Consider the following 24537-nt stretch of genomic DNA (forward strand, 5'->3'; position numbering starts at 1 on the left):
ATGGCCCGGCAGGGCGCGATTTTCCAGTCGAAAAGGCCGGAAAACCACAGAAAACCGCGCGGCCCGCCTTCTGCGACATCCATGTGCAAAATTGCGAACAGGTCCGAAATTTATTGGACGTTTCAGGGGCTTCCGGCTACGCCAAGATGCTTGAAAGCATATCGTTTTGATGATTGGCTAAACCATCAGTTATAAGGGGAGCAATAAAATGAAGTCTGCATCGCCATTCAAGACCCTTCTTGCCGCAGCCGTCTCCGTCCTCGCGCTTGGCGCCGCCAACGTCTCGGCCGCCGAAGCCGAAAGCTGTGGCAAGGTTCGCTTCTCGGACGTGGGCTGGACGGACATCACCGCCACGACCGCCACCGCGACCGTTCTGCTGAAGAGCCTCGGCTACGAGACCGAAGTGACGGTCCTGTCCGTTCCGGTGACCTATACGTCGCTGAAGAACAAGGACATCGACGTCTTCCTCGGCAACTGGATGCCCACCATGGAAGCCGACATCAAGCCGTTCCGCGAGGACGGCTCGGTCGAGACCGTGCGCGAGAACCTGGAGGGCGCGAAATACACGCTCGCGACCAACGCCAAGGGCGCCGAACTCGGCATCAAGGACTTCGCCGACATCGCCAAGCAGAAGGATGCGCTCGGCGCCAAGATCTACGGCATCGAGCCGGGCAATGACGGCAACCGCCTGATCATCGACATGGTCACCAACAACAAGTTCGATCTGTCGGGCTTCGAAGTGGTCGAATCCTCCGAGCAGGGCATGCTGGCCGAAGTCGCCCGCGCCGAGCAGGAAGGCACCCCGGTCGTCTTCCTCGGCTGGGAGCCGCACCCGATGAACGCCAACTTCAAGCTGACTTATCTCACCGGCGGCGACGATGTCTTCGGTCCGGATTTCGGCGGCGCGACGGTCTATACGAACGTGCGCCAGGGCTATGTCGCCGAATGCCCGAATGTCGGCAAGTTCCTGCAGAACCTCAAGTTCACGCTGGAAATGGAAAACCAGATCATGGGCAAGATCCTGAACGACGGCCAGGATCCGGAAACCGCCGCGACCGACTGGCTGAAGGCCAACCCGGCTGCCGTCGAGCCGTGGCTTGCCGGCGTCACGACCAAGGACGGCAGCGGCGAGGCCCTGCCGGCCGCGAAAACGGCACTCGGCCTCTAACAGGGAAGAAGGGGAGCGGGGAGAAGACCTCCCCCCTCCTCAGGTTGTTGACAGACCTCACCTCTCCCGCTGCCGTCATCCTCGGCCTTGAGCCGAGGATCCACATACCACGACGGCGATGGATGCTCGGGTCAAGCCCGAGCATGACGGCGGAGAGGTTTTCGGAACTTTGTCAGCGCTCTGTGGGCGAGAAGGAAACTTTCCCGCCCTTACTTCCCGCCGATAGTCGTTGCATCGTCAACCTCCAGACTAAGGCTTGCTGCCGTGGATTGGCTCACCGTCTCCAAAATTCCGATCGGCCCGATCGCCAAGGAAGTCGTCAACTGGCTGACGACCAACGGCAAGGGACTGTTCGACTTCCTGAAGGTCTTCCTGCAGGCCGGCATCGACGCCGTGCTCTTCCTGCTGCAGGGTCCGTTCTCCAGCGCCGGCGGCAGGTTCGGCTATGCGCTGTTCCTCATCGTGCTCGTGACGGGTCTCAGCTGGTGGTTCCGCCGCTCGATCGGCGTCGCCGCCTTCACCTTCCTCGGCCTGCTGCTCATCGTGAACCAGGGCTACTGGAAGGAGACGACGGAGACGCTGGCGCTCGTGCTGGCGGCGACCGGCGTCAGCATGGTGGTCGGCGTGCCGCTCGGCATCGCCGCCGCGCGCCGGCCGTGGTTCTATTCGATCCTCCGGCCGATCCTCGATCTCATGCAGACGATCCCGACCTTCGTCTATCTCATCCCGGCGCTGATCCTCTTCGGCCTCGGCATGGTGCCGGGCCTCATCGCCACGGTGATCTTCGCCATCCCCGCCCCGATCCGCCTCACCCGGCTCGGCATCATCTCGACGCCACCCTCGCTGGTGGAGGCCGCGCAGGCCTTCGGCGCGACGCCCGGCCAGGTGCTGCGCAAGGTCGAGCTGCCCTATGCGACGCCGCAGATCATGGCGGGCCTCACCCAGACCATCATGCTCTCCCTGTCGATGGTGGTCATCGCCGCGCTCGTCGGCGCCAAGGGCCTCGGCGTTCCCGTGGTGCGCGCGCTCAACACCGTGAACATCTCCATGGGCTTCGAGGCGGGCCTGTGCATCGTGATCCTCGCGATCATCCTCGACCGTCTCTTCCGCGCCGCCGATGAGGGAGACGCCAAATGACCGAAACCGTCGTCTTCAAGAATGTCTCCATCATCTTCGGCGACAGCCCGCAGAAGGCCCTCGCCATGGTCGATGCGGGCAAGACCCGCGACGAGATCGGCGCGGAGACCGGCCTGGTGCTCGGCGTGGCCGATGCCACGCTGTCGATCACGGAGGGCGAGATCCTCGTGCTGATGGGCCTTTCGGGCTCCGGCAAGTCGACGCTGCTGCGCGCCGTCAACGGGCTTGCGCCCGTGGTGCGCGGCGACGTGCAGGTGAAGGCCGCAAGCGGTTCGGTGAACCCCTATACGGCAACGCCCAAGGCGCTGCGCGATTTCCGCATGCACACCGTCTCGATGGTGTTCCAGCAGTTCGCGCTGCTGCCCTGGCGCAGTGTTGCCGACAATGTCGGCTTCGGCCTGGAGCTTGCCGGCGTGCCGGATCGCGAGCGCAAGGCGCGCGTCGCCGAACAGCTCGAACTCGTCAACCTCGCCAAATGGGCGGACCGCAAGGTGAACGAGCTGTCGGGCGGCATGCAGCAGCGCGTCGGCCTTGCCCGCGCCTTCGCCACCGGCGCGCCGATCCTGCTCATGGACGAGCCGTTCTCCGCGCTCGACCCGCTGATCCGCACGCGCCTGCAGGACGAGCTGCTGGAGTTCCAGCGCCGGCTGAAGAAGACCATCCTCTTCGTCAGCCACGACCTCGACGAGGCCTTCCGCATCGGCAACCGCATCGCCATCATGGAAGGCGGGCGCATCATCCAGTGCGGCACGCCGCAGGAGATCGTCAAGAACCCGGCCAACCAGTATGTCGCGGACTTCGTGCAGAACATGAACCCGATCAACATGCTGACGGCCGGCGACGTGATGCAGCACGGCGCTTCAAGCAATGGCGGCGTGACGGCGACCGCGGCACCGCAGACCCCGCTCGTCGACATCCTCGACGCCATGGCCCGCACGCCGGGCAATGTCGGCGTCGTCGACAACGGCACGGTCGTCGGCACGATCAACGCGCAGGATATCGTGAACGGATTGACGCGGCACCGCCGGCGGGGGTGACGGTTCGCCCGCGGGTGGTCCCCCCTCTGCCCTGCCGGGCATCTCCCCCTCAAGGGGGGAGATCGGAAAAAGACAAGAACCTCGCTTATCCCGCAGCGTTGACGATGGACGAGACGGTGCTCCATCCAATCTCCCCCCTTGAGGGGGAGATGCCCGGCAGGGCAGAGGGGGGTATCCTGCAAGCGGAAGGACCGAATCATGGCAGAAGAACAAAAGGACAGGCCGAGCGTCCTGCGCGAAACCGATGATGACGCGCGGCGCCTCGCCCGCACGCTGCTGCGCTCCGCCCGGAGCTGCGCGCTTGCGGTCATCGAGCCGGAAAGCGGCGCGCCCTTCGCCAGCCGCACGCTGACGGGCACCGACACGGATGGCACGCCGGTCATCCTCGTCTCCGCCCTTTCCGTCCACACCCAGGCGCTCCGGCGCGACCCGCGCGCCTCGCTGCTGGCGGGCGAGCCCGGCAAGGGCGATCCCCTCGCCCATCCCCGCCTGACGGTGCTCTGCGAGGCAGAGGAAGTGGCCCGCGACAGCGCCGCCCATGCCGCGCTGCGCGAACGCTTCGTCCGCCGCCACCCCAAGGCGAAACTCTATGTCGATTTCCCCGATTTCGCCTTCTTCCGCCTCGTGCCGCTGCGCGCCCATCTCAACGGCGGCTTCGGCAAGGCCTTCGTGCTGACGGCGGACGACCTCATGATTCGCTCCCCGGCCCGCGGCGCGCTTGCCGAGATGGAAACCGGCGCCGTCGAGCACATGAACAGCGACCATGCGGAAGCGGCCGGCATCTATGCCCGCCACTATTGCGGCGCGAAGGACGGCGACTGGATCATCGTGGGGCTCGACGCCGCCGGCATCGACCTTGCCAGCGGCGACAAACTGAAGCGGCTGGAATTTTCACGCGAACTTGATGAGGCCACGGAACTTCGCGGGGAGCTTGCGCGTTTGCTTCGGGAAGCAAGGGCGGCGGGCTGAACCGTCTGCATTTGCGCGAAATCCGCTTGCCGCGCCTTTTTCGACAAGGGAAGGCGCCTATCGCTATACGTGCAGGATACCCCCATTTCTGGCACTTGATGAGGGGTATTTTGTTTATATGCTAACAAGCGGATTCAAAAAATTACTTAATTTGAAGCGGAAACGCCCAAAGGAGTTTCAGATGGACAAGATTTCAGACGCAGAGCACGCGCAGGCCGAGGTTGCATCCGACTTTCTGTCCGCCATGGCCAACCCGAAGCGCCTGCTCATCCTGAAGGTCCTGGTCGAAGGCGAAATCGCCGTCGGCGCCCTCGCAAACCAGGTCGGTCTCAGCCAGTCGGCGCTGTCGCAGCACCTGTCGAAGCTGCGGGCGCAGAATCTCGTCACCACGCGCCGCGATGCCCAGACTATCTATTATTCCAGCAAGTCCGATGCCGTGCTGACCATTCTCGACGCGCTTGAGCGCATCTACAGGGCCCCCGGCAACGGGGCGTCGGAAAAGAAGCTTCGCATCGCCTGATCGCCTCCCCGCCTATCCCGTTCGCAACGCCCCGGCCGGAATCCGGGGCGTTTTGCATGGAATCATCCGCTTGACGGCCCCGGGCGCCTTGATACTTTGACCAGCGGGTAAAAATTCCATCCGCAGTGCCCGCCGGGACGGCCCCCGCATTCAAAGGCCCAGCATTTCAAGGATCACGGAGAGACCGCATGTCCAACCGCCTCAACACCCCCAATGACCTGCGTGCCTTCTGGATGCCGTTCACGGCAAACCGGCAGTTCAAGAAGGAACCGCGCCTCTTCGTCGGCGCCAAGGACATGTATTACACCACCCATGACGGCCGCCAGGTGCTCGACGGCACGGCGGGCCTTTGGTGCGTCAATGCCGGCCATTGTCGCCCGAAGATCACCGAGGCGATCCGCGAACAGGCCGGCGAGCTGGACTATGCGCCCGCCTTCCAGCTCGGCCATCCGAAGGCCTTCGAGCTCGCCAACCGCCTCGTCGACATCGCGCCCGAGGGCATGAACCATGTCCTCTACACCAATTCCGGCTCCGAATCGGTCGAGACCGCGCTGAAGGTGGCGCTCGCCTATCACCGTGCCAAGGGCGACGGCGCGCGCTTCCGCCTGATCGGCCGCGAGCGCGGCTACCACGGCGTCAATTTCGGCGGCATCTCCGTCGGCGGCATCGTCGCCAACCGCAAGATGTTCGGCACGCTGCTGACGGGCGTCGACCACATGCCGCACACCCATTTCCCCGACAGGAACGCCTTCTCGCGCGGCGAGCCGGAACACGGCGGCGACATCGCCAGCGAATTGCAGCGCATCATCACCCTGCATGACGCCTCCACCATCGCCGCGGTCATCGTCGAGCCGGTCGCCGGCTCCACGGGCGTCCTCATCCCGCCGAAGGGCTACCTCCAGAAGCTGCGCGAGATCTGCACGCAGCACGGCATCCTGCTGATCTTCGACGAGGTCATCACCGGCTTCGGCCGCCTCGGCGCGCCCTTCGCCGCGCAGTATTTCGACGTGAAGCCCGATATCATCACCACCGCGAAGGGCCTCACCAACGGCGTGATCCCGATGGGCGCCGTCTTCGTGACCTCCGAGATCCATGACGCCTTCATGAACGGCCCGGAGCACATGATCGAGTTCTTCCACGGCTACACCTATTCCGGCAACCCGATCGCCTGCGCCGCCGCGCTCGGCACGCTCGACACCTACAAGGAAGAGGGTCTCCTGACCCGCGCCGCGGAACTCGCTTCCTACTGGGAGGAAGGCCTGCATTCGCTGAAGGATTGCCCGAACGTCATCGACATTCGGAATGTCGGCCTGATCGGCGCCGTCGAGCTCGCCTCCATCGCCGGCGAACCGACCAAGCGGGCCTTTAATGCCTTCCTCAAGGCCTATGAGAAGGGCCTCCTCATCCGCACGACGGGCGACATCATCGCGCTCTCCCCGCCGCTCATCATCGAGAAGCGCGAGATCGACGAACTGTTCGGCAAGCTGCGCGAGGTTCTGCAGAACAACATCTGATCCGGACGATCCGGCAAGCGGGATGGGGCGGCTTCGGCCGCCATTTCCGTTCGCGTCAGAGCCGACGCAGCCGGCCGGAATAGTGCACGACCTCGCCGATGACCGGCAGCCCGATCGGCACGTCGAAGCAGAAATCCTCGCCTTCGGCCCATTCGCGCGCCGTGCTGCGAGGCGCCAGCGCCAGCGGCATCGGAAGGCCGAAGACGGACCATCCACGCATCACCATCGCCAGGCCGGAGGCATCCACCGGCAGGTCGAAGGAAAAGCGCATCGGCCCGAACCGCTCGACAAGGCGTGCGCCGCTCTGGCTGAGTTCGCTTGAAAAGACATGGCCGGCAAAATCCCGCGTCCAGCACTCGACGCCATCCCTCTCCTCGAAGGAAACGTGCAGGTCGTGCTCGCCCTCCGGCGGAAAGCGCATGACGGCACAGACAAGCCGCGCCAGACGCGACCGTCCCCGCCGCACGCGTCCCCAGCCCGCGGCCCCGGCATCGCCGACAAGGTCGTGCATGTCCCGCACCGGCTGCGGCATCGTGCCGTAGGCCGCACCGATGACACGGCGGTAAAGCGGCACATAGGGCAGGCTCTCGATCGCCTGATGGAGGGCGAGCCTTTCGAAGTGGGGAGAGAATTCCGCAAGGCTCATCTCGCCCGCCGCCGGCCGCGCGCCCGGCGCAAGGCGTCCCGCCGCGATGGCATCGGCCGCGACATGGGCCGCGATCGTCGGGATCTCCGGGCCGTCGCCATTTTCCGCGATCAGCGTCCAGCGGCGGAGGACCGGCGCCCCCTCGAAAAATCCCTTCACTTCGATCACCATGGCGGAACGATCCGTGCCGAAACGGGCGCTCAGCTTCTGCAGCGGCAGCAGCCATCGAGCGAAGCGCGAAAGCGAGCCCAGCCATCCCCATTTCACCGGCCAGCTCAAGAGCCAGAGCGTCAGCAGCTGAAAGGAGAATTCCGGTCCCGCGCGGAAAATGCTCGCCGGCCGGCCGGGCAGCGACGCCGGCACGATATCGTGATCCGGCACATCCGCAAGCACCACCAGCCGCCGGATGGGCGGCCGGCCGGCAACAGCGTAGTCCTGCCGGCGCAACCGGTGCCAGCCCGTCTCCTGCCGCCAGCGCCCGCCGCGCCAGAGGCGCACCGGCTTTCCGACATAGCTGAGGATCGCGGCCGCCACGGAAGCGCCGGCCGTCGCGCGGTTCGAGGCGCTGATCGACATCTCGACCAAGCAAACCCGCTCCATGTCCCGCGCCAGCTCGGCAATGACCGCGCCCGAAAGCGCCGGCACGCTGGAGCCGCCCGAGACCACCACGACACCGGCCGCCCGCGCCGCCGCATCCAGCCGTCCGACACCGCAGACGAAGTCCCGCGCATCCGCAAGGTCGACATAATGCACTCCGCGCGCGATGCAGGCTTCCGCAACATGGTAGCCGCTGCCCTGAAAGGGTCCGGCCGCATCGATCAGCAGGAAGGGACGATGCGCCTCGAGGACGGGGCCGAGATCGCCGTTGCGATCGACGGCAAGCGCCGCTGCATTGGACAAGTCTTCGGCGAGACGCAGCGCCGCCGCCCTGTCGCGGCCCGCGACCAGCACCGCCCAGCCATCCGCCGCCAGCCGCCGGGACAGCCGGGCGCCGAAACCGCCATATCCGCCGAGAACGATGACCCGCTTCACAACACCCGGTCCGCATCCTCCGGCGCGGGGATCCAGCACGCCTCCCGTCGCCCGAACACCCGGTAGCGGTTGCGCGCCAGCCAGCGATAGGCGGGATCGCGCAGGAAGCGCGGGATGAACCGCAGCGCGGACAGCGCCTTCCACGGCCAGCCGAGCCCGGCATAGATCGCCAGCACCGCATCACTGTCCTTGAGCAGCCGGTCGCCATCCACGACGATCATCGATTCGGGATCGGCCGGATCGATGCCGAAGCGGCGATAGAGCGCTGCGCCGACCGCATTCTGCATGGAGGCAAGACGGAACCGCCGGGCGCGATCGTGCCGGAGCACGAATTGCGCATTGGCCGAGCAGAGAATGCACTCCGCATCGAAGACGATGATCGGGCCTGCCGCGTCGTTCCGGGTCATGTCCTCAACATAGGATGGCGGCGATGCGCCATCAATCCGCAACCGCCGGAGAAAGCCGCTTTTCATAGCGCCAGACCTCCAGATCGAAAGGCCCCTCCGTCGTGTCCAGCCGGTGGACGACGGTCGCGGCAAGGTGCCAGCCGCATTTCTCGTAGAAGCGGGCGGCGCGGTGGTTGCCGATCGCGCAGGCGAGCCAGGCGGTCGCCACGCCACGGGCGGCAAGGCGCCCTTCGGCATCCGCCACGAGCGCGGCGGCAACGCCCCTGCCGCGCCCTGCCGGCGTCACGAAAAGCTGGTCGAGCTCGTCATGCCGGATGGCGCAGAAGCCGAGCGGTGCGTCCGCATCGCCGATCACGCGCACATCCGCCAGCATGGCCGACAGGCGATCGGCAAAACTCTGCCGCGTGCGCAGGCGGGCAAGCGCCGCTGGAAGCACCGCCGCATGCGCATCCTGCCATCCGTCAAACCAGAGCCGCGCCAGCGCCGCGATCTCCGACGGTCCCGGTGTCCTCGTGGTCCATGCCGGCTGCATCCGCTTCTCCCTGAATGGCACGCCGCGATCTTTCAGCGCATGCCATTGTCGCAAGTCCGCTGCGTTCTTTCGCGCGGCATGCTTTAACCGTGGCCGGATGGGCCTTGCAAGTCCGGTCCGTTTGAGGGCTATTCTGCGCGCCAGAAACCTTAAGGGCGAGCCCATGCCGACCACCACCCGCATAGCGAACGGCCTCCTGTCGATCGATGTCTCCTCGCTCGGTGCCGAAATGCAGTCGATCACCACCCGGGACGGGGCGGAATGGCTGTGGAACGGCGACGCCACCTTCTGGACGGGGCGCTCGCCGGTGCTCTTCCCGATCGTCGGCAAGGCGCCCGACGATACGCTCCTCATCGACGGCAAGCCCCATGCGATGGCGCAGCACGGTTTCGCCAGGCGACGGGAATTCTCGCTGGCCGCCGCAAGCGACATGCTGTGCCGCTACAGCCTGGAGGCCTCTGACGAAACCCGCGCCGTCTATCCGTTCGACTTCCTGCTCTCCGTCGAGCACAGCCTGGACGGCCCGACCCTCACCGTCGTCGCCGAAGTCGAAAACCGCGGCAGGACCGCCATGCCCTTCGGTCTCGGCTTCCACCCCGCCTTCCTCTGGCCCCTGCCCGGCGCGGCGGGAAGGCCGCATGCCGTGACGCTCGGCAATGCCGGGGAACCGCGGCGCCAGCCGCTGGAAAAGGGCCTGCTGTCGCAAGGCCGCACGCCCTCGCCCTTTGCCGCGGGCCGGCTCCGCCTCTCCCCCGATCTCTTCGAGAACGACGCGCTCGTCTTCCCCGAAGGCGCGGGCGACGACCTCGCCTACGGCGCCGAAGGCGGGCCGGCGCTGGCCTTCCGCTTCGAGAACCTGCCGAACCTCGCGCTGTGGACCAAGCCCGGCGCGCCCTTCCTCTGCGTCGAGCCCTGGCACGGCACAGCCGCGGAACTCGGCGGCTCGCGCGAATTGAGAGACCGTCCCTACACGACCGTGCTTGCCGCGGGAGCGCGCGCCCGCTTCGCCTTCACCGTCACCTTCCCCGCCTGAACGCGCAATTCGACGCGCCGGCCCTTCCCTCTTCCCGCCGCACCGCTAGAGTCTCCCCAATGGAATCGGGAGACTTCGCCATGACCGACTTGGAACGCTTCATCGATCAGGGGACCGGCCGGGAGCCTGCCGACATCGTGCTGAAGGGCGGGCAGTTCTTCGATCTCGTGACAGGCGACCTCGTCGCCTCCGACATCGCCATCTCGGGCGATCGCATCGTCGGCACCTGCGGCGACTACGAGGGCCGCGAGGAGATCGACATTTCCAGCCGCATCGTCGTGCCCGGCTTCATCGACACGCATCTGCACATCGAATCCTCGCTCGTCACCCCGCACGAATTCGACCGCTGCGTGCTGCCCTATGGCGTGACGACGGCGATCTGCGACCCGCACGAGATCGCCAACGTGCTCGGCACGGAAGGCATCGCGTTCTTCCTCGACAGCGCGCTGGAGGCGATCATGGACATCCGCGTGCAGCTGTCGAGCTGCGTGCCGGCGACGCATCTGGAAACATCGGGCGCGGACCTGCCGATCGAGCGCCTGCTGCCCTTCCGCGACCATCCAAAGGTGATCGGTCTTGCGGAATTCATGAATTTCCCCGGCGTCATCCACAAGGATCCCGTCTGTCTTGCCAAGCTGGAGGCCTTCCAGGGCGGCCATATCGACGGCCATGCACCGCTGCTCTCGGGCAAGGACCTCAACGGCTATCTTGCCGCCGGCATCCGCACCGAGCACGAATGCACCACCGCCGAGGAAGCGCTGGAGAAGATCCGCAAGGGCATGCACATCCTCGTGCGCGAAGGCTCCGTCTCCAAGGATCTCTTGGCGCTGCTGCCGATCATCACCGAGCGCCTTTCGCCCTTCATCGCGCTGTGCACGGACGACCGCAATCCGCTCGACATCGCCGAGCAGGGCCATCTCGACTACATGATCCGCACCGCCATCAGCCATGGGCGCGCACCGCTCGCCGTCTACCGTGCCGCCTCGATCTCGGCGGCCAGGGCCTTCGGGCTGCGCGACCGCGGCCTTGTCGCGCCCGGCTGGCGCGCCGACCTCGTCATCGTCGACACGCTGGAGACCTGCAAGGCCGAGATGGTCTTCTCCGCCGGCCGCAGGGTGGGCGATGCGCTTTTTGCGACGCGCCGGCCCGTCGCGCCGGTCGGGCTTGACAGCGTCAAGGCCCGCCCGGTCGCCGCCGCCCAGTTCGCCGTGCCCGTCACCGATGGCGAAACGCCGGTCATCGGCGTCCTGCCGGGCAAGATCATCACCGAGCACCGCCGCTACCGGCTGCCCGCCAAGGGCAACCAGACGACCGTCGATCTCGCGCAGGACATCGTCAAGGTCGCCGTCATCGAGCGTCACGGCAAGAACGGCAACCATGCCAACGGCTTCGTGCAGGGCTTCGGGCTGAAGAAGGGCGCCATCGCCTCGACGGTCGGCCATGACAGCCACAATATCTGCGTCGTCGGCGTCGACGAGGACGACATGGCGCTCGCCGCCAACCGCCTCGGCGAGATCAAGGGCGGCTTCGTCGTGGTGGAGGGCGGCAGGGTGACCGGCGAGATCGCGCTCCCCGTCGCCGGCCTGATGAGCCTCGAACCCTACGAGACCGTCCGCGACACGCTGCACCACCTGCGCCAGGCCGCCTTCGCACTGGGCGCCACGCTGGAGGAACCCTTCCTCCAGCTCGCCTTCCTGCCGCTGCCGGTGATCCCGCACCTGAAGATCTCCGACCGGGGGATGGTGGACGTGGACCGGTTCATGCTGATGGGGTGAGGTTTGCCTTTCCGCGTTCGGCTCCTTCGAATAGAATAGACATGAAAGGAGCGCGACATGACGAAACTGGAGCAGATTGAGAAAAGCGTGTCTGAACTCAGCCCAGAAGAGTTCGACCGGTTTTCCGCATGGTTTGAAGCGCTTCAGGCGGAGCGGTGGGATCGGGACCTTGCCGAAGACACCGCAAACGGCACTCTGGACGAGCTCGCCGAACTCGCTTTGGCTGCATTCCGCAACAATCGGACACGCCCGCTTTGAAGCATCATGCCACGGACACGTTCTGGACGTGTTACGCGGCGGTGCCTTCTCATATACGCGAACAGGCCGACAGGAATTTCGCCCTCCTGAAAGCTAACCCCGCACACCCATCCCTGCAGCTCAAACCCGTTGGCCGCTTTTGGTCGGTCCGGGTGGGCCTTTCCTGGCGCGCCCTTGCCGTCAGGGATGCGGAGACCGACACTCTCGTCTGGTTCTGGATCGGCTCACATGCCGACTACGACCGGCTCGTCGGACGAAAACGGTAGAATGCTCCCAGAGGGGGGGGAATACTGGCAGACCGTGCTTCCGCACGGTCAGGAATTGCCGGAAACCCCTACAGCCGCACGCAGGCCATATCCAGCCCGTCCAGCTCGATCGTTCCGTCCTTCAGCTTCGCCCCGAAGCCGGGCACCGACAGGGGGGCGCCGAGTTTCAGCGACTTGGCCGGCACGAATTCGGCCTTTTCATGCGTCAGGTTGAAGACGAAAAGCAGTTTCTCGCCGCCCTTCTCGCGGGTGAAGGCGAGGATGTCGTGGTTGGAGTGCAGGAAGGCCATGTCGCCGTCGTGCAGCGTCTCGTGTTCCCTGCGGAAGGCGAGCGTGGCGCGGTAGTGGTTGAGCACCGAGCCGGCGATCTTCTCCTGCACGTCGACGGCAAGCCGGGCGTGGTCCTGCGGCACCGGCAGCCAGGGCTTGCCGGTGCTGAAGCCGGCATGGGCCTCGCCGTGCTGCCAGGGCATCGGCGTGCGGCATCCGTCGCGCCCCTTGAAGGCCGGCCAGAAGCGGATGCCGTAGGGATCGCGCAGGTCCTCGAAGGCGAGGTCGGCTTCCGTGAGGCCGAGTTCCTCGCCCTGGTAGAGGCAGATCGAGCCGCGCAGGGTCGACAAGAGGGTGATGGCGAGCTTGGCGATGCGCTCGCGCTCCTCCGGCGCACGGATGAAGCGGCTGACATGGCGGTTGACGTCGTGGTTGGAAAAGGCCCAGCAGACCCAGCCGTCCGTCACCGCGCGCTGGAAGCTCTGCACGCATTTGCGCACATGGTCGGCGGTGAAGTCCGGCCCGAGAAGATCGAATGTGTAGCACATGTGCAGCTTGTCGCCGCCGCTCGTATAGTCGGCGACGGTCTTCAGCGAGCGGGCGCCGTCGCCCACCTCCCCCACCGTCGCGCGCCCCTCGTATTCGTCGAGCAACGCGCGGAACCGCTTGAGGAAAGCGACGTTCTCCGGCTGCGTCTTGTCGTAGCGATGGGTCTGCATGCCGTAGGGATTGACGTCCGGCGCATCGAGGCCGACCGCCTCGGGATCGGGCTCGTGGGGCGGGTTGTCGCGCAGCTTCCTGTCATGGAAGTAGAAGTTCACCGTGTCGAGGCGGAAGCCGTCCACGCCGCGATCGAGCCAGAAGCGCACGGTCTTCAAAAGCGCCTCCTGCACATCCGGATTGTGGAAATTGAGGTCGGGCTGCGAGATCAGGAAGTTGTGCATGTAATATTGCTTGCGCACGCCGTCCCATTCCCAGCCTGGCCCGCCGAAGATCGACAGCCAGTTGTTGGGCGCCGTGCCGTCGGGCTTGGGATCGGCCCAGACATACCAGTCCGCCTTGGGGTTGCTCCGGCTGGAGCGGCTCTCGACGAACCAGGGATGCTGGTCGGACGTGTGCGAGATGACCTGGTCGATGATGACCTTGAGGCCGAGGCGATGAGCCTCCGCCAGCATGGCGTCGAAATCGGCGAGCGTGCCGAACATCGGATCGACATCGCAATAGTCCGAGACGTCGTAGCCCATGTCGGCCATCGGCGACTTGAAGAAGGGCGAGAGCCAGATGGCGTCGACGCCGAGCGAGGCGATGTGTCCGAGCCGCTTCGTGATGCCCCGCAGGTCCCCCATGCCGTCGCCGGTCGTGTCCTGAAACGAGCGGGGATAGACCTGATAGATCACCGCCCCGCGCCACCAGTCATCAGCCTTCTTGCGGGGCTTCGCCATGCTTTTTTCGCTCCGGTTTCCAGTTGTCACCGGCAAGATGTAACGCGGCCCCGGCGGAGCGTAAACGGCCCGGACCGCGATTTTTCGAAGGTTGACGCGGGGCCGGTCGATCGGGATGATGCCGGCAAATTCCATAGAGAAGGTTGACCCCATGACCGATGCCGTCACCCTTTCCCCGCAGGAAGCGCGCGACCTTGCCCGAACGGCGCTGATGCGCGTCGGCATGGTGGAGGCCGCGGCGGCGGCCCTCGCCGAGGCGACCGTGGAGGCGGAACTGGCGGGCAAGCCGGCCGTCGGCTTCAGCCATCTGACGGACTATCTCAGAAGTCTCGTGGACGGCAGGATCGCCGGCAAGGCCGAACCGCTCATCACCTCGCCCGTGCCGGCCATCCTGAAATGCGACGCGATGGGCGGCGTGGCGCAGCACGGCTTCTCGATTGCGCGCGAAGAGCTTGCGTCGAAGGCGAAGACCTTCGGCATCGCCGTCTTCACCGTTTGCAACAGTTACACGACCGGGGAACTCGGCTGGTATGCGGCAAATCTCGCGAGCGAAGGCCTCGTCGCCCTCGTCGCGACCAACAGCCATGCCGTGCTGGCCGGCGCCGGCAGCCGCCATCCGGTCTACGGCACCAATCCCCTCGCCTTCGCCGCGCCGCGCGATGACGGCGGGATCCTGCTGATCGACCAGTCGTCGAGCGCGACCGCACTGGTCAATATCCGCGCCGCCGCCGCACGCAGCGAGCCCATTCCGGACACCTGGGCGGTCGATCAGGATGGGCGGCCGACGACCGATCCCTTCGCCGCCATGCAGGGCGCGCTGACCGCCTTCGGCGGCAGCCGCGGCGCCAACATCGCCCTCATGGTCGAAGTCCTGGCCGCGGGCCTTACCGGCGGCAACTGGTCGCTCGACGCCGCCGATTTCCAGGCCGGCGACACCTCGCCGGGTGTCGGGCTGTTCGTCCTGGCGCTCTCGCCGCAGCTCTTCGCCGACAATTTTCCGGTGCGGCTGGCGCGGCAGGCGGACAGGCTGTCGACAGACCACAACGTGCACGTTCCCGGCCTCGACCGGGTGAAACGGCAGCGCGAGGCCGAAAGCGCAGGCATCCGCTTGCCGCAGCAACTCTTTGACAGTATTTCCTCTTTCCGGCGGAACTAGCCGGGAGGACCTTGGAACATGACGGCACGATTGCTCACGATCGGTGAATGCATGGTGGAACTGATGCAGGCCGAGGGCGGCCTCCTGCGCAAGAGCTTTGCCGGCGACACGTTCAACACCGCCTATTATGCCCGCCAATACCTGCCCGACGACTGGAACGTCGACTATTTCTCGGCCGTCGGCACCGACATGATCTCCGACGAGATGCTTGCCTTCATGGATGGCCACGGCATCGGCACCGGATATGTCGCGCGCATCGAGGGCCGCTCGCCGGGCCTTTACATGATCCACCTGAAGGACGGCGAGCGCAGCTTCTCCTACTGGCGCTCCGTTTCGGCGGCAAAGCTGCTGGCACGCGACGGCGACCGGCTGCGCGCGGCCATCGACGCGTCCGACATCGTGGCCTTTTCCGGCATCACGCTGGCGATCCTGCCGGCCGAGGATGTCGAGACACTGCTCGCCGAGCTGCGCCGCGCCAAGGCCGCGGGAAAACGCGTCGTCTTCGACCCCAACATCCGCCCGCGTCTTTGGGACGATGCCGAGCGCATGCGCGCGACGATCACCGCGGGCGCGCGCGCCGCGACGCTGGTCATGCCGAGCCTCGACGACGAGACGACGCATTTCGGCGATGCCGGGCTGGAGGAAACCATTGCCCGCTACCGCGCGCTCGGCGTCGACGGGCTTGTCGTGAAGGACGGCGCCGAAGGCGCGACCCTCGTCTTCGGCGAGAAGCGCAGCCATGCGCCGTCCGCCAGGGTGGAGAAGATCGTCGACACGACCAGCGCCGGTGACAGCTTCAACGGTGCTTTCCTCGCTCGCCTCGCGACAGGGGCAAACCCCGAGGCGGCGGCGCGCTTTGCCGCGGATGTCGCCGCGGCCGTGATCCAGCATCACGGGGCGCTGGTGGCGAAGGACAAGCTGCCGGAGGGCTGAGGTCACCCGGGCAACGACTCCGGCCCCTCATCCGGCCTGCCGGCCACCTTCTCCCCGTAAACGGGGCGAAGGGGATATGCCGCGCCGGTTTCCCCAATCAATGCCCGCAAGCGCGGCACGTCCCCTCTCCCCGCGTGCGGGGAGAGGGTTAGGGTGAGGGGCAAACGCCATATCCGCCGAAAGGCAAAAAGGTGCTCAGCGCCTCTTCTTCGCCTTGTTCGCGAACGGGTTGTCCGATGCGCGGAAGTGGATGCGGATCGGCACGCCCGGCAGGTTGAAGTCGTTGCGCAGGCCGTTCGTCAGGTAGCGGATGTAGGATTCGGGCAGCGCATCGGGGCGCGTGCAGGAGATCATGAAGCCCGGCGGACGGGCCTTCACCTGCGTCATGTATTTCAGCTTGAGGCGGCGGCCGGAAACGGCCGGCGGCGGATGCTGCGTCTGCTGCGCGTCCAGCCAGCGGTTCAGCTTGGCGGTGGAAACGCGGCGGTTCCAGGTGCGGTCCGTGTCGATGACGGCCTGCATCAGCTTGTCGAGGCCGCGGCCCGTCTGGCCGGAAACCGGCACGGCGCGGATGCCGCGCGCCTGCGGCAGCAGCCGGTCGGTCTTTTCGCGCAGTTCCGCCAGCACCGCCTGCGGGTCGTCGATCAGGTCCCACTTGTTGAAGGCGAGCACGGCGGCACGGCCTTCACGCAGCACGAGGTCGACGATCTGGAGGTCCTGCTTCTCGAAGGGGATGGTCGAATCGAAAACGATGACGACCGTCTCGGCAAAGCGGATGGCACGCAGGCCGTCGGCGACGGAGAGCTTTTCCAGCTTCTCCTGCACCTTGGCCTTGCGGCGCATGCCGGCCGTATCGAACATCTTGATCGTGCGGCCCTTCCAGTCCCATTCGACGGAGATCGAATCGCGCGTGATGCCGGCCTCCGGGCCGGTCAGGAGCCGGTCCTCGCCGAGGAAGCGGTTGATCAGCGTGGACTTGCCGGCATTCGGGCGGCCGACGATGGCGACGCGCAGCGGCTTCGTCTCGTCATATTCCGGCTCGAAATCCTCGTCCTCTCCGGCGCCCTCGGCAGCCGCCTCGGCGCGCACGTCGACATCGGTGACGGCCTCGTCGTCCTCGGGAAAGGCGCGGTCCTCGCCGATCGCCGCGACGATGGCGTCGCGCAGGTCCAGCATGCCCTGGCCGTGCTCGGCGGAAATCGGCGTCGGCTCGCCAAGGCCGAGCGTGAAGGCATCGTAGAAACCGCCGTCGGAGCCGCGGGCCTCCGACTTGTTGGCGACGAGCACCACCGGCTTGCCCTTGCGGCGCAGCATGTCGGCAAGCGCCTGGTCGACCGGCGTCAGGCCCATCTTGGCATCGACGACGAAGAGCGAGAGGTCCGCCTCGTCGATCGCCGCCTCCGTCTGGGCGCGCATGCGGCCCAGCAGGGTATCGGGCGCGGCCTCCTCGAGGCCAGCCGTGTCGATGATGCGGAATTTCAGGTCGACGAGCCGCGCATCGCCGGGACGGCGGTCGCGGGTGACGCCGGGCGTGTCGTCGACAAGCGCGAGCTTCTTGCCCACGAGCCTGTTGAACAGGGTGGACTTGCCGACATTGGGGCGTCCGACAATGGCGACGGTGAAGCTCATGGATGTGTTCCGTTTCGGTGGCCGGCTAAAGCAATTCCGGTAAAAGGGCGAAGCGGTCTTTCATCCGGAACTGCGTCAAAAACGATACGAGATCAGGAGGACAGCTTGCCGCTTGCGGCGATCAGGTCAAGCAGCATCTGCGCCCGGTTGGCGACGTTGCGCGGGCTCTCGTTGTCGGAAAGGATCGCGTCGAACCATTCCTTGGCGCGCGCATAGTCCTCGTGCTTGTAGGCGGAGAGACCGAGAACCTCGCGCGCGGAATGGCGCAGCGCGCTTTGCGGCGTCGCAAGCTGCTCGGCTTCGGCGGAAACCTGGTCGTAGGTGCCGGTGTCGACGAGCAGATAGGCGGCGCGCAGGCGCGCGGCATCGCGCAGCGCCTGCGGCACGGAGCTATCCTTGGCGATCGCCGTGAAGGCATTGACGGCGCCCTGCACGTCCGTCGTCGCCAGCAGCGAGGCGGAGCGCATGCGCGCCAGCACCGGATAGGAGCCGAAGCCGTCCTTCTCCAGTGCGGTCAGCGCGGCGAGCGCCTCCTCGTTCTTGCCCTCGCGGGCAAGCGTCAGGGCAGCCAGGAAGCTGTCGCCGGCGGCCGAGGCCTCGCTCTCGCGCCAGTAGTCGTAGCTCACCTTGCCGATCGTGCCGAGGACGACCAGGACGGCGGCGCCGATGAAGATGCGACCGAAACGCTTCCAGACCAGACGCATCTGGTCGGAGCGCAGTTCCTCGTTCACCTCGCGGATAAAGCTGTCGTCCTGATTTGCCATGTTCTGCCCGGCTCGAATTCACGCTTAAAGTTAGCGCCTTCTACCCCATTTTGGCGGCGTTGTAAGGGGGCAGGCGCGAAAAGCCGGGGATCAGGCGATGATCACGGCAGGGGTGGAACACCGATCACCCATTCGTGAAGCTTGAGGACGATCACCGCATAGAGCGCAAGGCCGACGACGACGGAAATCAGATCGTATTTCGCCGAAACGAAGACCGGCAGCTTCGTCTCGCCGGCCGCGATGCGCTTCTTCAGCGTGATGCGCAGGATGACCGCCCAGGCGAGGATCGTCACGAAGAGCAGCACCGAATAGCTCTCGCCATTCGCCAGGAGATGGGCCAGCGCCCAGATTTTGATGGCGACGAGCAGCGGGAACTTCAGCTTCGTGCGGATATGCCCGGCCGGCAGGAAGCCGGCGACGAGACAGATCGAGGCGATCAGCATCAGCGTCAGCGCGATATGCGACAGGAAGGTCGGCGGGAAATAGAGCATCTCGCCGCCATTCTCGCGTGCATCGACGAAACCGTAGGCGATGAGCGCGAGGCTGAGCAGCGAGACGATGCCATGCAGCGCCATCCAGCCCGGCTTGCCGAGGGCGGCGATGCCCGCATTGCGCAGGCCCGGCGCGAAGGGGCGCAGAAGATGGGTGACGATGAAAAGAACAAGACCGGCGATGAGCAACGTCATGAAAATGCCCCTTGAAGAAAAGACGGCCCGCGGCCGTTTCCTCTGGAATAGCCCTCGTGACGCGACAATTCCAGCCCGATCAAAGGATTGCCGCATTCGCGAACCATGAAAACCCCTTTGCAAATTGTCGCGGGTAGCCATGTCGTCTTCAGTCTCGTTCCGGATCGTCCTCCTTCCCCTCGCCGCCGCACTTACCGCCGGCCCGGCCCTTGCCAAGGACGACACGATCGAGACCGCTAAGCGCAAGCAGCTCGTCATCGCCTCCTTCGACGGGGCACACGACAATCTCCTGTGGGAGAAGAGCCGCGCCATGGCGAAACGCACCGGCGCGCATTTCACCTATTTCCTCTCCTGCACCTTCCTCTTCCCGAAGGACGAACGCGCCAGATACCAGGCGCCGCACGAAAAGCGCGGACGCTCCAATGTCGGCTTCTCCCCGGACCGGGAGGACACGATCCTGCGCCTCGGCGAGATCTGGCTGGCAAAGCTCGAGGGCCACGATATCGGCAGCCACGCCTGCGGCCATTTCGACGGGGGCAAATGGAGCGCGGAGGACTGGAAGGGCGAGTTCACCTTCTTCCACGAGACGCTGAAGAACGCCTGGCAGAATGCCGGCGTCGGCGAGCGGGAGCCGGCGGACTGGCAGCGCTTCGTCAAGGAGGACATCAAGGGGTTCCGCGCGCCCTATCTTTCCGCCGGCAGCGGGCTGATCAAGGCGCTGGAGGCACACGGCTTCACCTATGATGCCAGCCTCGTCTCGAAGGGACCCGCCATGCCGGTCGCAAGCGGCGAGATCGCCCGCTTCGCCCTGCCCCTCGTGCCGGAAGGCGCCGCCCGGCGCCCGGTCATCGCCATGGACTACAACCTCTACGTCCGCCATTCCAAGGGCAAGGAGGCGCCGGAAAAGAGCGCCGCCTTCGAGGAAAGCACGCTTCAGGCCTATCGCGACGCCTTCACGAAGCAATATGACGGCGAGCGCATCCCCCTCCAGCTCGGCTTCCATTTCGTGGAGATGAACGCCGGCGCCTATTGGCGCGCGCTCGACCGATTCCTGACGGAGACCTGCGGCAAACAGGACGTCGCCTGCGTCAGCTATGCCGAGGCGATGGACATTCTCGCGAAAGAGAAGAAGGCGGCCGGAGCCGCCCTCTGACGGTCAAGCCTACCGCGCCAGCTCCTCGTTGCCGCCAGCCGCGATGAACTGCTGGTCGATGCTCGGCAGCTCCTGCCCATCGATCGCCGCTTCGAAAGCCTTGAGGCGCTTGTGGATCGACTGCAGCTCGATGATCGTCGACCACGAGTTCACAAGATACTGGAACGAGCTGGAGACCTGGCCAAAGGCCGTCAGGATCTGCTGCAGGATGCCGTAGGTGATCTTGCCGGTGACGATGGTCGGCACGAGGATGAAATAGACGAAGAGGTTGTCGGCCTGCAGATAGAACATGCGGGCGACGTTGAAATAGAGATAGTGGAAATAGAGCCGGAAATAGTTCATCCGGACGTTGTCGAACAGCTCGCGCACCGTCGGGGGCTGGGCCTTGGTCTCGTCGTCCTCGCCATAGACCAACTCCTTGCGGTAGGCGGCCTCGACACGCTGGTTGCGGAACTCGAGGCCCGGCAACTTGATCCCCACGAAGGCGAGCAGGAAGGTGCCGAAAGCCGACCAGAGGATCGCCGCCCAGAACAGCGCATGCGGCACTTCGCCGATGACCGGCAGCGGGCCGATATGCACGGAGAGGGCGAAGAGCACCGGCAGGAACGCGATCAGCGTCATCACCGCGTCGATCAGGCTGACGCCGAGGCCCTCGGTGATCGTCGCGAAGCGCATCGTGTCTTCCTGCACGCGCTGCGAGGCGCCTTCGATATGCCGCACGCGCGGCCAGAGCGACATGTAGTAGTTGTTCATCGCCGTGCGCCAGCGGAAGACATAGTGGCTGACGAAGAAGCGCGTGATGACGTAGACGAAGACGCTGATGAAGGCGATCTGGCAGAAGATCAGCATCAGGTCGAAGAAATTCTGTGTGGTCACACCGCCCGTGCCCTGCAGCGCGTTCTGCAGGGTATCGCCGAAGGGGCGGCGCCAGTTGTTGATGGCGAGCGAGACCTGCACGCTGAAATAGGTCGAGAAGATGATGAAGGCCGAGCCCCAGATCGACCAGTTGGTCCAGGGATGATCCTTCGCCCGGATCTGCCAGAACAGGCCGAAGAGGCCGGTGCAGATCAGGAAATAGAGATAGAACCAGATGTTGTCCGGCGTCACGAAGTAACCGAGGCCGACCGGCGGTTCCGTGCCGGCCGGCAGCGGCGGCAGGCCGATCAGCGCACCGAAATTGGCGCCGACCGTGTACCAGGCCGCGATCGAAAGCAGCGTCCAGACGACAAGGGAGGAAAAGAACAGCTTCGGCTGCGGGAAGAAGGAGTGGAACAAGGTGCGAAACTCTCGTTTGCATGGGGCAGCAACGCCGCCGGTTCGCGCAGAACCTAGAGGAGTTTACGCATCGCAACAATCGCCAAGCGCCCGGATTACCGAGATTTAATGGAAGGCGCGCCGCCAAGAACGGTGATGCCCGCTGCCAACATGGCTACCATGCCGCCAACGCGAATGTCCCTTTACGCCGGTCCGGACAATGGGCACCGCTGTAACACCCCGAGCCGCGACGGCCCCGTTGAACGACAAGGCTGGTAAAGACGGTTCCTGGCTTCCCGGTTCAGCCCGGCAGCGTCACCACGAGCGGCCCGTTGCGGGTGGCGACGACCGTGTGCTCGAACTGCACCGTCGGCGCGCTCGGCTCGCTGTAGAGCGTCCACTCGTCGTTGCTGCCGCCTTCCGCCCAGTTGGCGCCGAGCGAGAGGAACGGCTCGACGGTGAAGACGAGGCCTTCCGTCATGCGGCGCTTTTCCTGCGGGTCCGGCCAGGTGGCGATTTCCGTCGGCTCCTCGTGCAGCGAGCGGCCGACGCCGTGGCTGGCGAGGTTGGCGATCAGCGTATAGCGGTTCTTGCGGGCGAATTCGCCGATGGAATTGCCGACCTCGGCGAGCGGCCTGCCGGCCCGCACCGATTTCAGCCCGACCCAGAGCGCGCGCTTGCCGTCGCGGCACAGGCGCTCGACGGCCGGCGTCGACCGCCCGACCGTGAACGAGGCGCCGGTATCGGCGAAATAGCCGTCGAGCTCGGCGGAGACATCGATATTGACGAGGTCGCCGTCGCGGATCACCCGCTCGCCCGGAATGCCGTGCGCCACCTCTTCGTTGACGCTGATGCAGGTCGCGCCCGGAAAGGCATAACAGCTTTCCGGCGCCGAGCGCGCCCCTGCGGCCTCCAGCATGCGCCGGCCGATCAGGTCGAGCTCGGCGGTCGTCATGCCCGGCCGGATGGCGGTCGACATGTGTTGCAGCACATTGGCGCAAATCCGGCCGATGGCCTTCAGGCCGTTGAGGTCTTCATCGTTTTCCAGGGTCATCGCGTCTCTCTTTCGCGGGCCTCTTACCATGCCCGCGCGCCCTTGTCAGGCGGAAGCGGCCACGTCGCCCTTCGCGTCGTCCGCCAGCATCTCGCGCACCAGCGGGGCGACCTTCGTGCCGTAGAGCTCGATGCCGCGCAGCACCGCCTCGTGCGGCATCGGGCCGATCGCCATCTGCAGCAGGAAGCGGTCGTTGCGGAAGATCCGGTGGTGGGCGACAATCTTCTTCGCCACCGTTTCCGGATCGCCGAGGAAGAGATGGCCGGTCGGCCCGATCGACTGGTCGAACTGCGCCCGGCTCGTCGGCCCCCAGCCGCGCTCGCGGCCGATGCGGTTCATCACCTCGGCCTGCGGGCCGTAGAAGGTGTCGGCCGCAGCCGCGGTGGTGTCGGCGATGAAACCGTGCACGTTGATGCTGGTCTTCAGCCCGCCCGCATCCTGCCCGGCGCGGCGCGCGGCCTCGCGGTAGAGATCGAAGAGCGGCGCATAGCGCGACGGCGTGCCGCCGATGATGGCAAGCGCCAGCGGCAGCCCGTAGGCCCCCGCCCGCGCCACCGATTGCGGCGTGCCCCCGACGGCGATCCAGATCGGAAGGCGGCCATGCGCCGGGCGCGGATAGACGCCGAGCCCCGGCAGCGGCGGGCGCATCGTGCCGTTCCACGACACGGTCTCGCTCTCGTTGAGCGCCAGCAGCAGGTCCAGCTTCTCCTCGAAGAGCCGGTCGTAATCATCGAGCGCATAGCCGAAGAGCGGGAAGGATTCGATGAAGGAGCCGCGCCCGGCCATGATCTCCGCCCGGCCGCCGGAAAGAAGGTCGACCGTCGAGAACTGCTGGAAGACGCGCACCGGATCGTCCGAGGAAAGCACCGTCACCGCGCTCGTCAGCCGGATGGTCCTGGTCCGCGCGGCGGCGGCGGCCAGCACGACGGCCGGCGCCGAGGCGGCATAGTCCGCCCGGTGATGCTCGCCGAGCCCGAAGACATCGAGCCCGACCTGATCGGCAAGCGCGATCTCCTCCAGGAGGTCCTTCAGCCGCCGCTCCCCTGCCCGCCCCTTGTCGGCAGCATTGGGATCGACGTCGGCAAATGTATAGAGGCCAAGTTCCATGGGATATTCCAGGCAAGAGGGATTTGCCCAGAGATATGGCCGGCGCAGGCGGGTTGAAAGGGCCGTTCGGGAAACAGTGTGTTCACCCGGCGAGCCAGGGGTTCAGCAGGTGGATATCCATGTCCGCGAAATCCGCGACATTACGCGTGACGAGGATCATGTTGTGAACGTGAGCCGTCGCGCCGATCAAGCCATCCCGCTCCGGCCGCCGATCGGGAACCGACAGTTCCGCGCAGCGCAGCGCCACGGCAAGATCGACCGGAAGGACACGCCCGGCGAAGAACGGCAGCACCATCTCGTCCAGCCAGCGACGGAGAGCCAGTCCTTGCGGCTCGTCCCGGCGTTCCATCTGGCGCACGCCGATCTCCAGTTCGAGCATCGACATTGCCGAGATATGGCAGAGCGGCGGCGGCACAGATTGCGACCAGCGCACGACATGGGCATCGACGCGGCCGGACGAGGTTTTCCGCAGTTCGGACACGACATTCGTGTCGAGCAGATACATCAGCCGAGATCCGCCGGCTTCACGCCGATATCGGAGAGCTTCGGTGGGTCGAACTCAACGTCCTCGCCGGACGGCATGGCCAGCAGGTCGGCAAGCGTCTTCTCGCCGCTGATCAACCGCCTGTAATCCTCGATGGAGAGCAGGACGTGGCCCGGCCGGCCACGATCCGTGATGAAGACGGGGCCATTTTCAGCGGCCCTCTTGGCCTTGCCCGTATCCTGATTGAATTCCCGGCTGGACATGACCGTCATGGCGCCCTCCATGTGTAGCAACATTACTACACATGGAGG

Annotated in this window: 25 protein-coding genes and 1 pseudogene; 14 read left to right on the plus strand and 12 right to left on the minus strand. The window is 65.8% G+C overall.

Annotation, left to right across the window (positions count from 1 at the left end; genetic code table 11):
- The first annotated feature begins 208 nt into the window (after positions 1-208).
- The 7 genes and pseudogenes from WMC41_RS14455 to WMC41_RS14485 all read left to right on the plus strand — a co-directional run bounded on the left by WMC41_RS14455 (position 209) and on the right by WMC41_RS14485 (position 6345).
- Complete coding sequence (locus WMC41_RS14455; protein WP_244767073.1) at positions 209-1168, plus strand: choline ABC transporter substrate-binding protein; 960 nt, start codon at positions 209-211, stop codon at positions 1166-1168.
- A 264-nt stretch (positions 1169-1432) separates the two neighbouring features.
- Positions 1433-2305, plus strand: a complete 873-nt coding sequence (choW, locus tag WMC41_RS14460; RefSeq protein WP_244767074.1) for a choline ABC transporter permease subunit — start codon at positions 1433-1435, stop codon at positions 2303-2305.
- The gene (choV, locus tag WMC41_RS14465; RefSeq protein ID WP_244767075.1) at positions 2302-3342 is read left to right on the plus strand and encodes a choline ABC transporter ATP-binding protein; all 1041 of its coding nucleotides are present in this window, start codon (positions 2302-2304) and stop codon (positions 3340-3342) included. The genes choW and choV overlap by 4 nt, the downstream gene beginning before the upstream one ends.
- A gap of 19 nt (positions 3343-3361) precedes the next feature.
- A pseudogene (locus tag WMC41_RS14470) lies at positions 3362-3515 on the plus strand (bifunctional diaminohydroxyphosphoribosylaminopyrimidine deaminase/5-amino-6-(5-phosphoribosylamino)uracil reductase RibD); the annotation flags it as partial.
- A gap of 25 nt (positions 3516-3540) precedes the next feature.
- Positions 3541-4311: a HugZ family protein gene (locus tag WMC41_RS14475; protein WP_432344193.1), complete on the plus strand. Its 771-nt coding sequence runs from the start codon at positions 3541-3543 to the stop codon at positions 4309-4311.
- Positions 4312-4492: 181 nt separating this feature from the next.
- Complete coding sequence (locus tag WMC41_RS14480; protein ID WP_244767077.1) at positions 4493-4831, plus strand: ArsR/SmtB family transcription factor; 339 nt, start codon at positions 4493-4495, stop codon at positions 4829-4831.
- A 188-nt stretch (positions 4832-5019) separates the two neighbouring features.
- Positions 5020-6345: an aspartate aminotransferase family protein gene (locus tag WMC41_RS14485; protein WP_432344196.1), complete on the plus strand. Its 1326-nt coding sequence runs from the start codon at positions 5020-5022 to the stop codon at positions 6343-6345.
- 55 nt (positions 6346-6400) lie between these two features.
- Here WMC41_RS14485 and WMC41_RS14490 read toward each other — a convergent pair whose 3' ends face one another.
- Genes WMC41_RS14490 through WMC41_RS14500 form a run of 3 tightly spaced genes read right to left on the minus strand, consistent with a single transcriptional unit; the run spans position 6401 to position 8962 of the window.
- Complete coding sequence (locus WMC41_RS14490; protein ID WP_432344199.1) at positions 6401-8023, minus strand: DUF4166 domain-containing protein; 1623 nt, start codon at positions 8021-8023, stop codon at positions 6401-6403.
- On the minus strand, positions 8020-8430 hold the full coding sequence (locus tag WMC41_RS14495) for a thiol-disulfide oxidoreductase DCC family protein (RefSeq protein WP_244767080.1): 411 nt from the start codon (positions 8428-8430) through the stop codon (positions 8020-8022). The genes WMC41_RS14490 and WMC41_RS14495 overlap by 4 nt, the downstream gene beginning before the upstream one ends.
- 31 nt (positions 8431-8461) lie before the next feature.
- Complete coding sequence (locus WMC41_RS14500; RefSeq protein WP_432344201.1) at positions 8462-8962, minus strand: GNAT family N-acetyltransferase; 501 nt, start codon at positions 8960-8962, stop codon at positions 8462-8464.
- A gap of 163 nt (positions 8963-9125) precedes the next feature.
- Here WMC41_RS14500 and WMC41_RS14505 point away from each other — a divergent pair, with 163 nt between their 5' ends.
- The 4 genes from WMC41_RS14505 (at position 9126) to WMC41_RS14520 (ending at position 12294) form a co-directional block, all read left to right on the plus strand.
- Positions 9126-9995, plus strand: a complete 870-nt coding sequence (locus WMC41_RS14505; protein WP_432344203.1) for an aldose 1-epimerase family protein — start codon at positions 9126-9128, stop codon at positions 9993-9995.
- 80 nt (positions 9996-10075) lie between these two features.
- Complete coding sequence (gene ade, locus WMC41_RS14510) at positions 10076-11770, plus strand: adenine deaminase (RefSeq protein WP_432344205.1); 1695 nt, start codon at positions 10076-10078, stop codon at positions 11768-11770.
- 57 nt (positions 11771-11827) lie between these two features.
- A complete protein-coding gene (locus WMC41_RS14515; protein WP_432344207.1) occupies positions 11828-12028 on the plus strand; it encodes a hypothetical protein in 201 nt (66 codons plus the stop codon).
- Positions 12029-12069: 41 nt separating this feature from the next.
- Positions 12070-12294, plus strand: coding sequence for a hypothetical protein (locus WMC41_RS14520; protein WP_432348347.1), 225 nt, complete (start codon positions 12070-12072; stop codon positions 12292-12294).
- 68 nt (positions 12295-12362) lie between these two features.
- Here the strand turns inward: WMC41_RS14520 and WMC41_RS14525 are convergent, their stop codons facing one another.
- Entirely contained in the window at positions 12363-14006 is a 1644-nt protein-coding gene (locus WMC41_RS14525) for an alpha-glucosidase family protein (protein ID WP_432344209.1), read from the minus strand.
- A 151-nt stretch (positions 14007-14157) separates the two neighbouring features.
- Between WMC41_RS14525 and WMC41_RS14530 the strand changes: the two genes are divergently transcribed.
- The gene (locus WMC41_RS14530; protein WP_272806120.1) at positions 14158-15162 is read left to right on the plus strand and encodes an Ldh family oxidoreductase; all 1005 of its coding nucleotides are present in this window, start codon (positions 14158-14160) and stop codon (positions 15160-15162) included.
- A gap of 18 nt (positions 15163-15180) precedes the next feature.
- Positions 15181-16095: a sugar kinase gene (locus WMC41_RS14535; protein ID WP_432344211.1), complete on the plus strand. Its 915-nt coding sequence runs from the start codon at positions 15181-15183 to the stop codon at positions 16093-16095.
- 195 nt (positions 16096-16290) lie between these two features.
- On the opposite strand, the gene der is transcribed toward WMC41_RS14535, so the two are convergent.
- From der to WMC41_RS14550, 3 genes are all read right to left on the minus strand, one after another.
- Complete coding sequence (gene der / locus WMC41_RS14540; RefSeq protein ID WP_432344213.1) at positions 16291-17724, minus strand: ribosome biogenesis GTPase Der; 1434 nt, start codon at positions 17722-17724, stop codon at positions 16291-16293.
- 92 nt (positions 17725-17816) lie between these two features.
- Entirely contained in the window at positions 17817-18488 is a 672-nt protein-coding gene (locus WMC41_RS14545; protein ID WP_432344215.1) for a tetratricopeptide repeat protein, read from the minus strand.
- Positions 18489-18589: 101 nt separating this feature from the next.
- Entirely contained in the window at positions 18590-19174 is a 585-nt protein-coding gene (locus WMC41_RS14550; RefSeq protein WP_432344217.1) for an NnrU family protein, read from the minus strand.
- Positions 19175-19313: 139 nt separating this feature from the next.
- On the opposite strand from WMC41_RS14550, the gene WMC41_RS14555 reads away from it, so the two are divergent.
- The gene (locus WMC41_RS14555) at positions 19314-20327 is read left to right on the plus strand and encodes a polysaccharide deacetylase (protein WP_432344219.1); all 1014 of its coding nucleotides are present in this window, start codon (positions 19314-19316) and stop codon (positions 20325-20327) included.
- 9 nt (positions 20328-20336) lie between these two features.
- Here WMC41_RS14555 and sbmA read toward each other — a convergent pair whose 3' ends face one another.
- The 5 genes from sbmA to WMC41_RS14580 all read right to left on the minus strand — a co-directional run bounded on the left by sbmA (position 20337) and on the right by WMC41_RS14580 (position 24498).
- Positions 20337-21602: a peptide antibiotic transporter SbmA gene (gene sbmA, locus WMC41_RS14560; RefSeq protein ID WP_244767092.1), complete on the minus strand. Its 1266-nt coding sequence runs from the start codon at positions 21600-21602 to the stop codon at positions 20337-20339.
- Positions 21603-21882: 280 nt separating this feature from the next.
- Positions 21883-22635: a type I methionyl aminopeptidase gene (map, locus tag WMC41_RS14565; RefSeq protein ID WP_288083053.1), complete on the minus strand. Its 753-nt coding sequence runs from the start codon at positions 22633-22635 to the stop codon at positions 21883-21885.
- A 45-nt stretch (positions 22636-22680) separates the two neighbouring features.
- On the minus strand, positions 22681-23742 hold the full coding sequence (locus tag WMC41_RS14570; protein ID WP_432344222.1) for an LLM class flavin-dependent oxidoreductase: 1062 nt from the start codon (positions 23740-23742) through the stop codon (positions 22681-22683).
- Positions 23743-23824: 82 nt separating this feature from the next.
- Positions 23825-24247 carry a type II toxin-antitoxin system VapC family toxin gene (locus tag WMC41_RS14575; protein ID WP_432344224.1) on the minus strand — a complete coding sequence of 141 codons (423 nt, stop codon included), beginning with the start codon at positions 24245-24247 and terminating at the stop codon, positions 23825-23827.
- Positions 24247-24498 carry a type II toxin-antitoxin system Phd/YefM family antitoxin gene (locus tag WMC41_RS14580; RefSeq protein WP_432344226.1) on the minus strand — a complete coding sequence of 84 codons (252 nt, stop codon included), beginning with the start codon at positions 24496-24498 and terminating at the stop codon, positions 24247-24249. Before WMC41_RS14580 ends, WMC41_RS14575 begins: the two co-directional genes overlap by 1 nt.
- Positions 24499-24537: the final 39 nt, after the last annotated feature.

This window comes from Shinella yambaruensis (assembly GCF_050859155.1).
Classification (GTDB): Bacteria; Pseudomonadota; Alphaproteobacteria; order Rhizobiales; family Rhizobiaceae; genus Shinella; species Shinella yambaruensis.

Coding starts and splice junctions, on each gene's coding strand:
- WMC41_RS14455 (WP_244767073.1), top strand. CDS start 209: ATGAAGTCTGCATCGCCATTCAAGACCCTTCTTGCCGCAGCCGTCTCC.
- choV (WP_244767075.1), top strand. CDS start 2,302: ATGACCGAAACCGTCGTCTTCAAGAATGTCTCCATCATCTTCGGCGAC.
- WMC41_RS14475 (WP_432344193.1), top strand. CDS start 3,541: ATGGCAGAAGAACAAAAGGACAGGCCGAGCGTCCTGCGCGAAACCGAT.
- WMC41_RS14480 (WP_244767077.1), top strand. CDS start 4,493: ATGGACAAGATTTCAGACGCAGAGCACGCGCAGGCCGAGGTTGCATCC.
- WMC41_RS14485 (WP_432344196.1), top strand. CDS start 5,020: ATGTCCAACCGCCTCAACACCCCCAATGACCTGCGTGCCTTCTGGATG.
- WMC41_RS14495 (WP_244767080.1), bottom strand. CDS start 8,430: ATGACCCGGAACGACGCGGCAGGCCCGATCATCGTCTTCGATGCGGAG.
- WMC41_RS14500 (WP_432344201.1), bottom strand. CDS start 8,962: ATGCAGCCGGCATGGACCACGAGGACACCGGGACCGTCGGAGATCGCG.
- WMC41_RS14505 (WP_432344203.1), top strand. CDS start 9,126: ATGCCGACCACCACCCGCATAGCGAACGGCCTCCTGTCGATCGATGTC.
- ade (WP_432344205.1), top strand. CDS start 10,076: ATGACCGACTTGGAACGCTTCATCGATCAGGGGACCGGCCGGGAGCCT.
- WMC41_RS14515 (WP_432344207.1), top strand. CDS start 11,828: ATGACGAAACTGGAGCAGATTGAGAAAAGCGTGTCTGAACTCAGCCCA.
- WMC41_RS14525 (WP_432344209.1), bottom strand. CDS start 14,006: ATGGCGAAGCCCCGCAAGAAGGCTGATGACTGGTGGCGCGGGGCGGTG.
- WMC41_RS14530 (WP_272806120.1), top strand. CDS start 14,158: ATGACCGATGCCGTCACCCTTTCCCCGCAGGAAGCGCGCGACCTTGCC.
- WMC41_RS14535 (WP_432344211.1), top strand. CDS start 15,181: ATGACGGCACGATTGCTCACGATCGGTGAATGCATGGTGGAACTGATG.
- der (WP_432344213.1), bottom strand. CDS start 17,724: ATGAGCTTCACCGTCGCCATTGTCGGACGCCCCAATGTCGGCAAGTCC.
- WMC41_RS14545 (WP_432344215.1), bottom strand. CDS start 18,488: ATGGCAAATCAGGACGACAGCTTTATCCGCGAGGTGAACGAGGAACTG.
- WMC41_RS14550 (WP_432344217.1), bottom strand. CDS start 19,174: ATGACGTTGCTCATCGCCGGTCTTGTTCTTTTCATCGTCACCCATCTT.
- WMC41_RS14555 (WP_432344219.1), top strand. CDS start 19,314: ATGTCGTCTTCAGTCTCGTTCCGGATCGTCCTCCTTCCCCTCGCCGCC.
- map (WP_288083053.1), bottom strand. CDS start 22,635: ATGACCCTGGAAAACGATGAAGACCTCAACGGCCTGAAGGCCATCGGC.
- WMC41_RS14570 (WP_432344222.1), bottom strand. CDS start 23,742: ATGGAACTTGGCCTCTATACATTTGCCGACGTCGATCCCAATGCTGCC.
- WMC41_RS14575 (WP_432344224.1), bottom strand. CDS start 24,247: ATGTATCTGCTCGACACGAATGTCGTGTCCGAACTGCGGAAAACCTCG.
- WMC41_RS14580 (WP_432344226.1), bottom strand. CDS start 24,498: ATGACGGTCATGTCCAGCCGGGAATTCAATCAGGATACGGGCAAGGCC.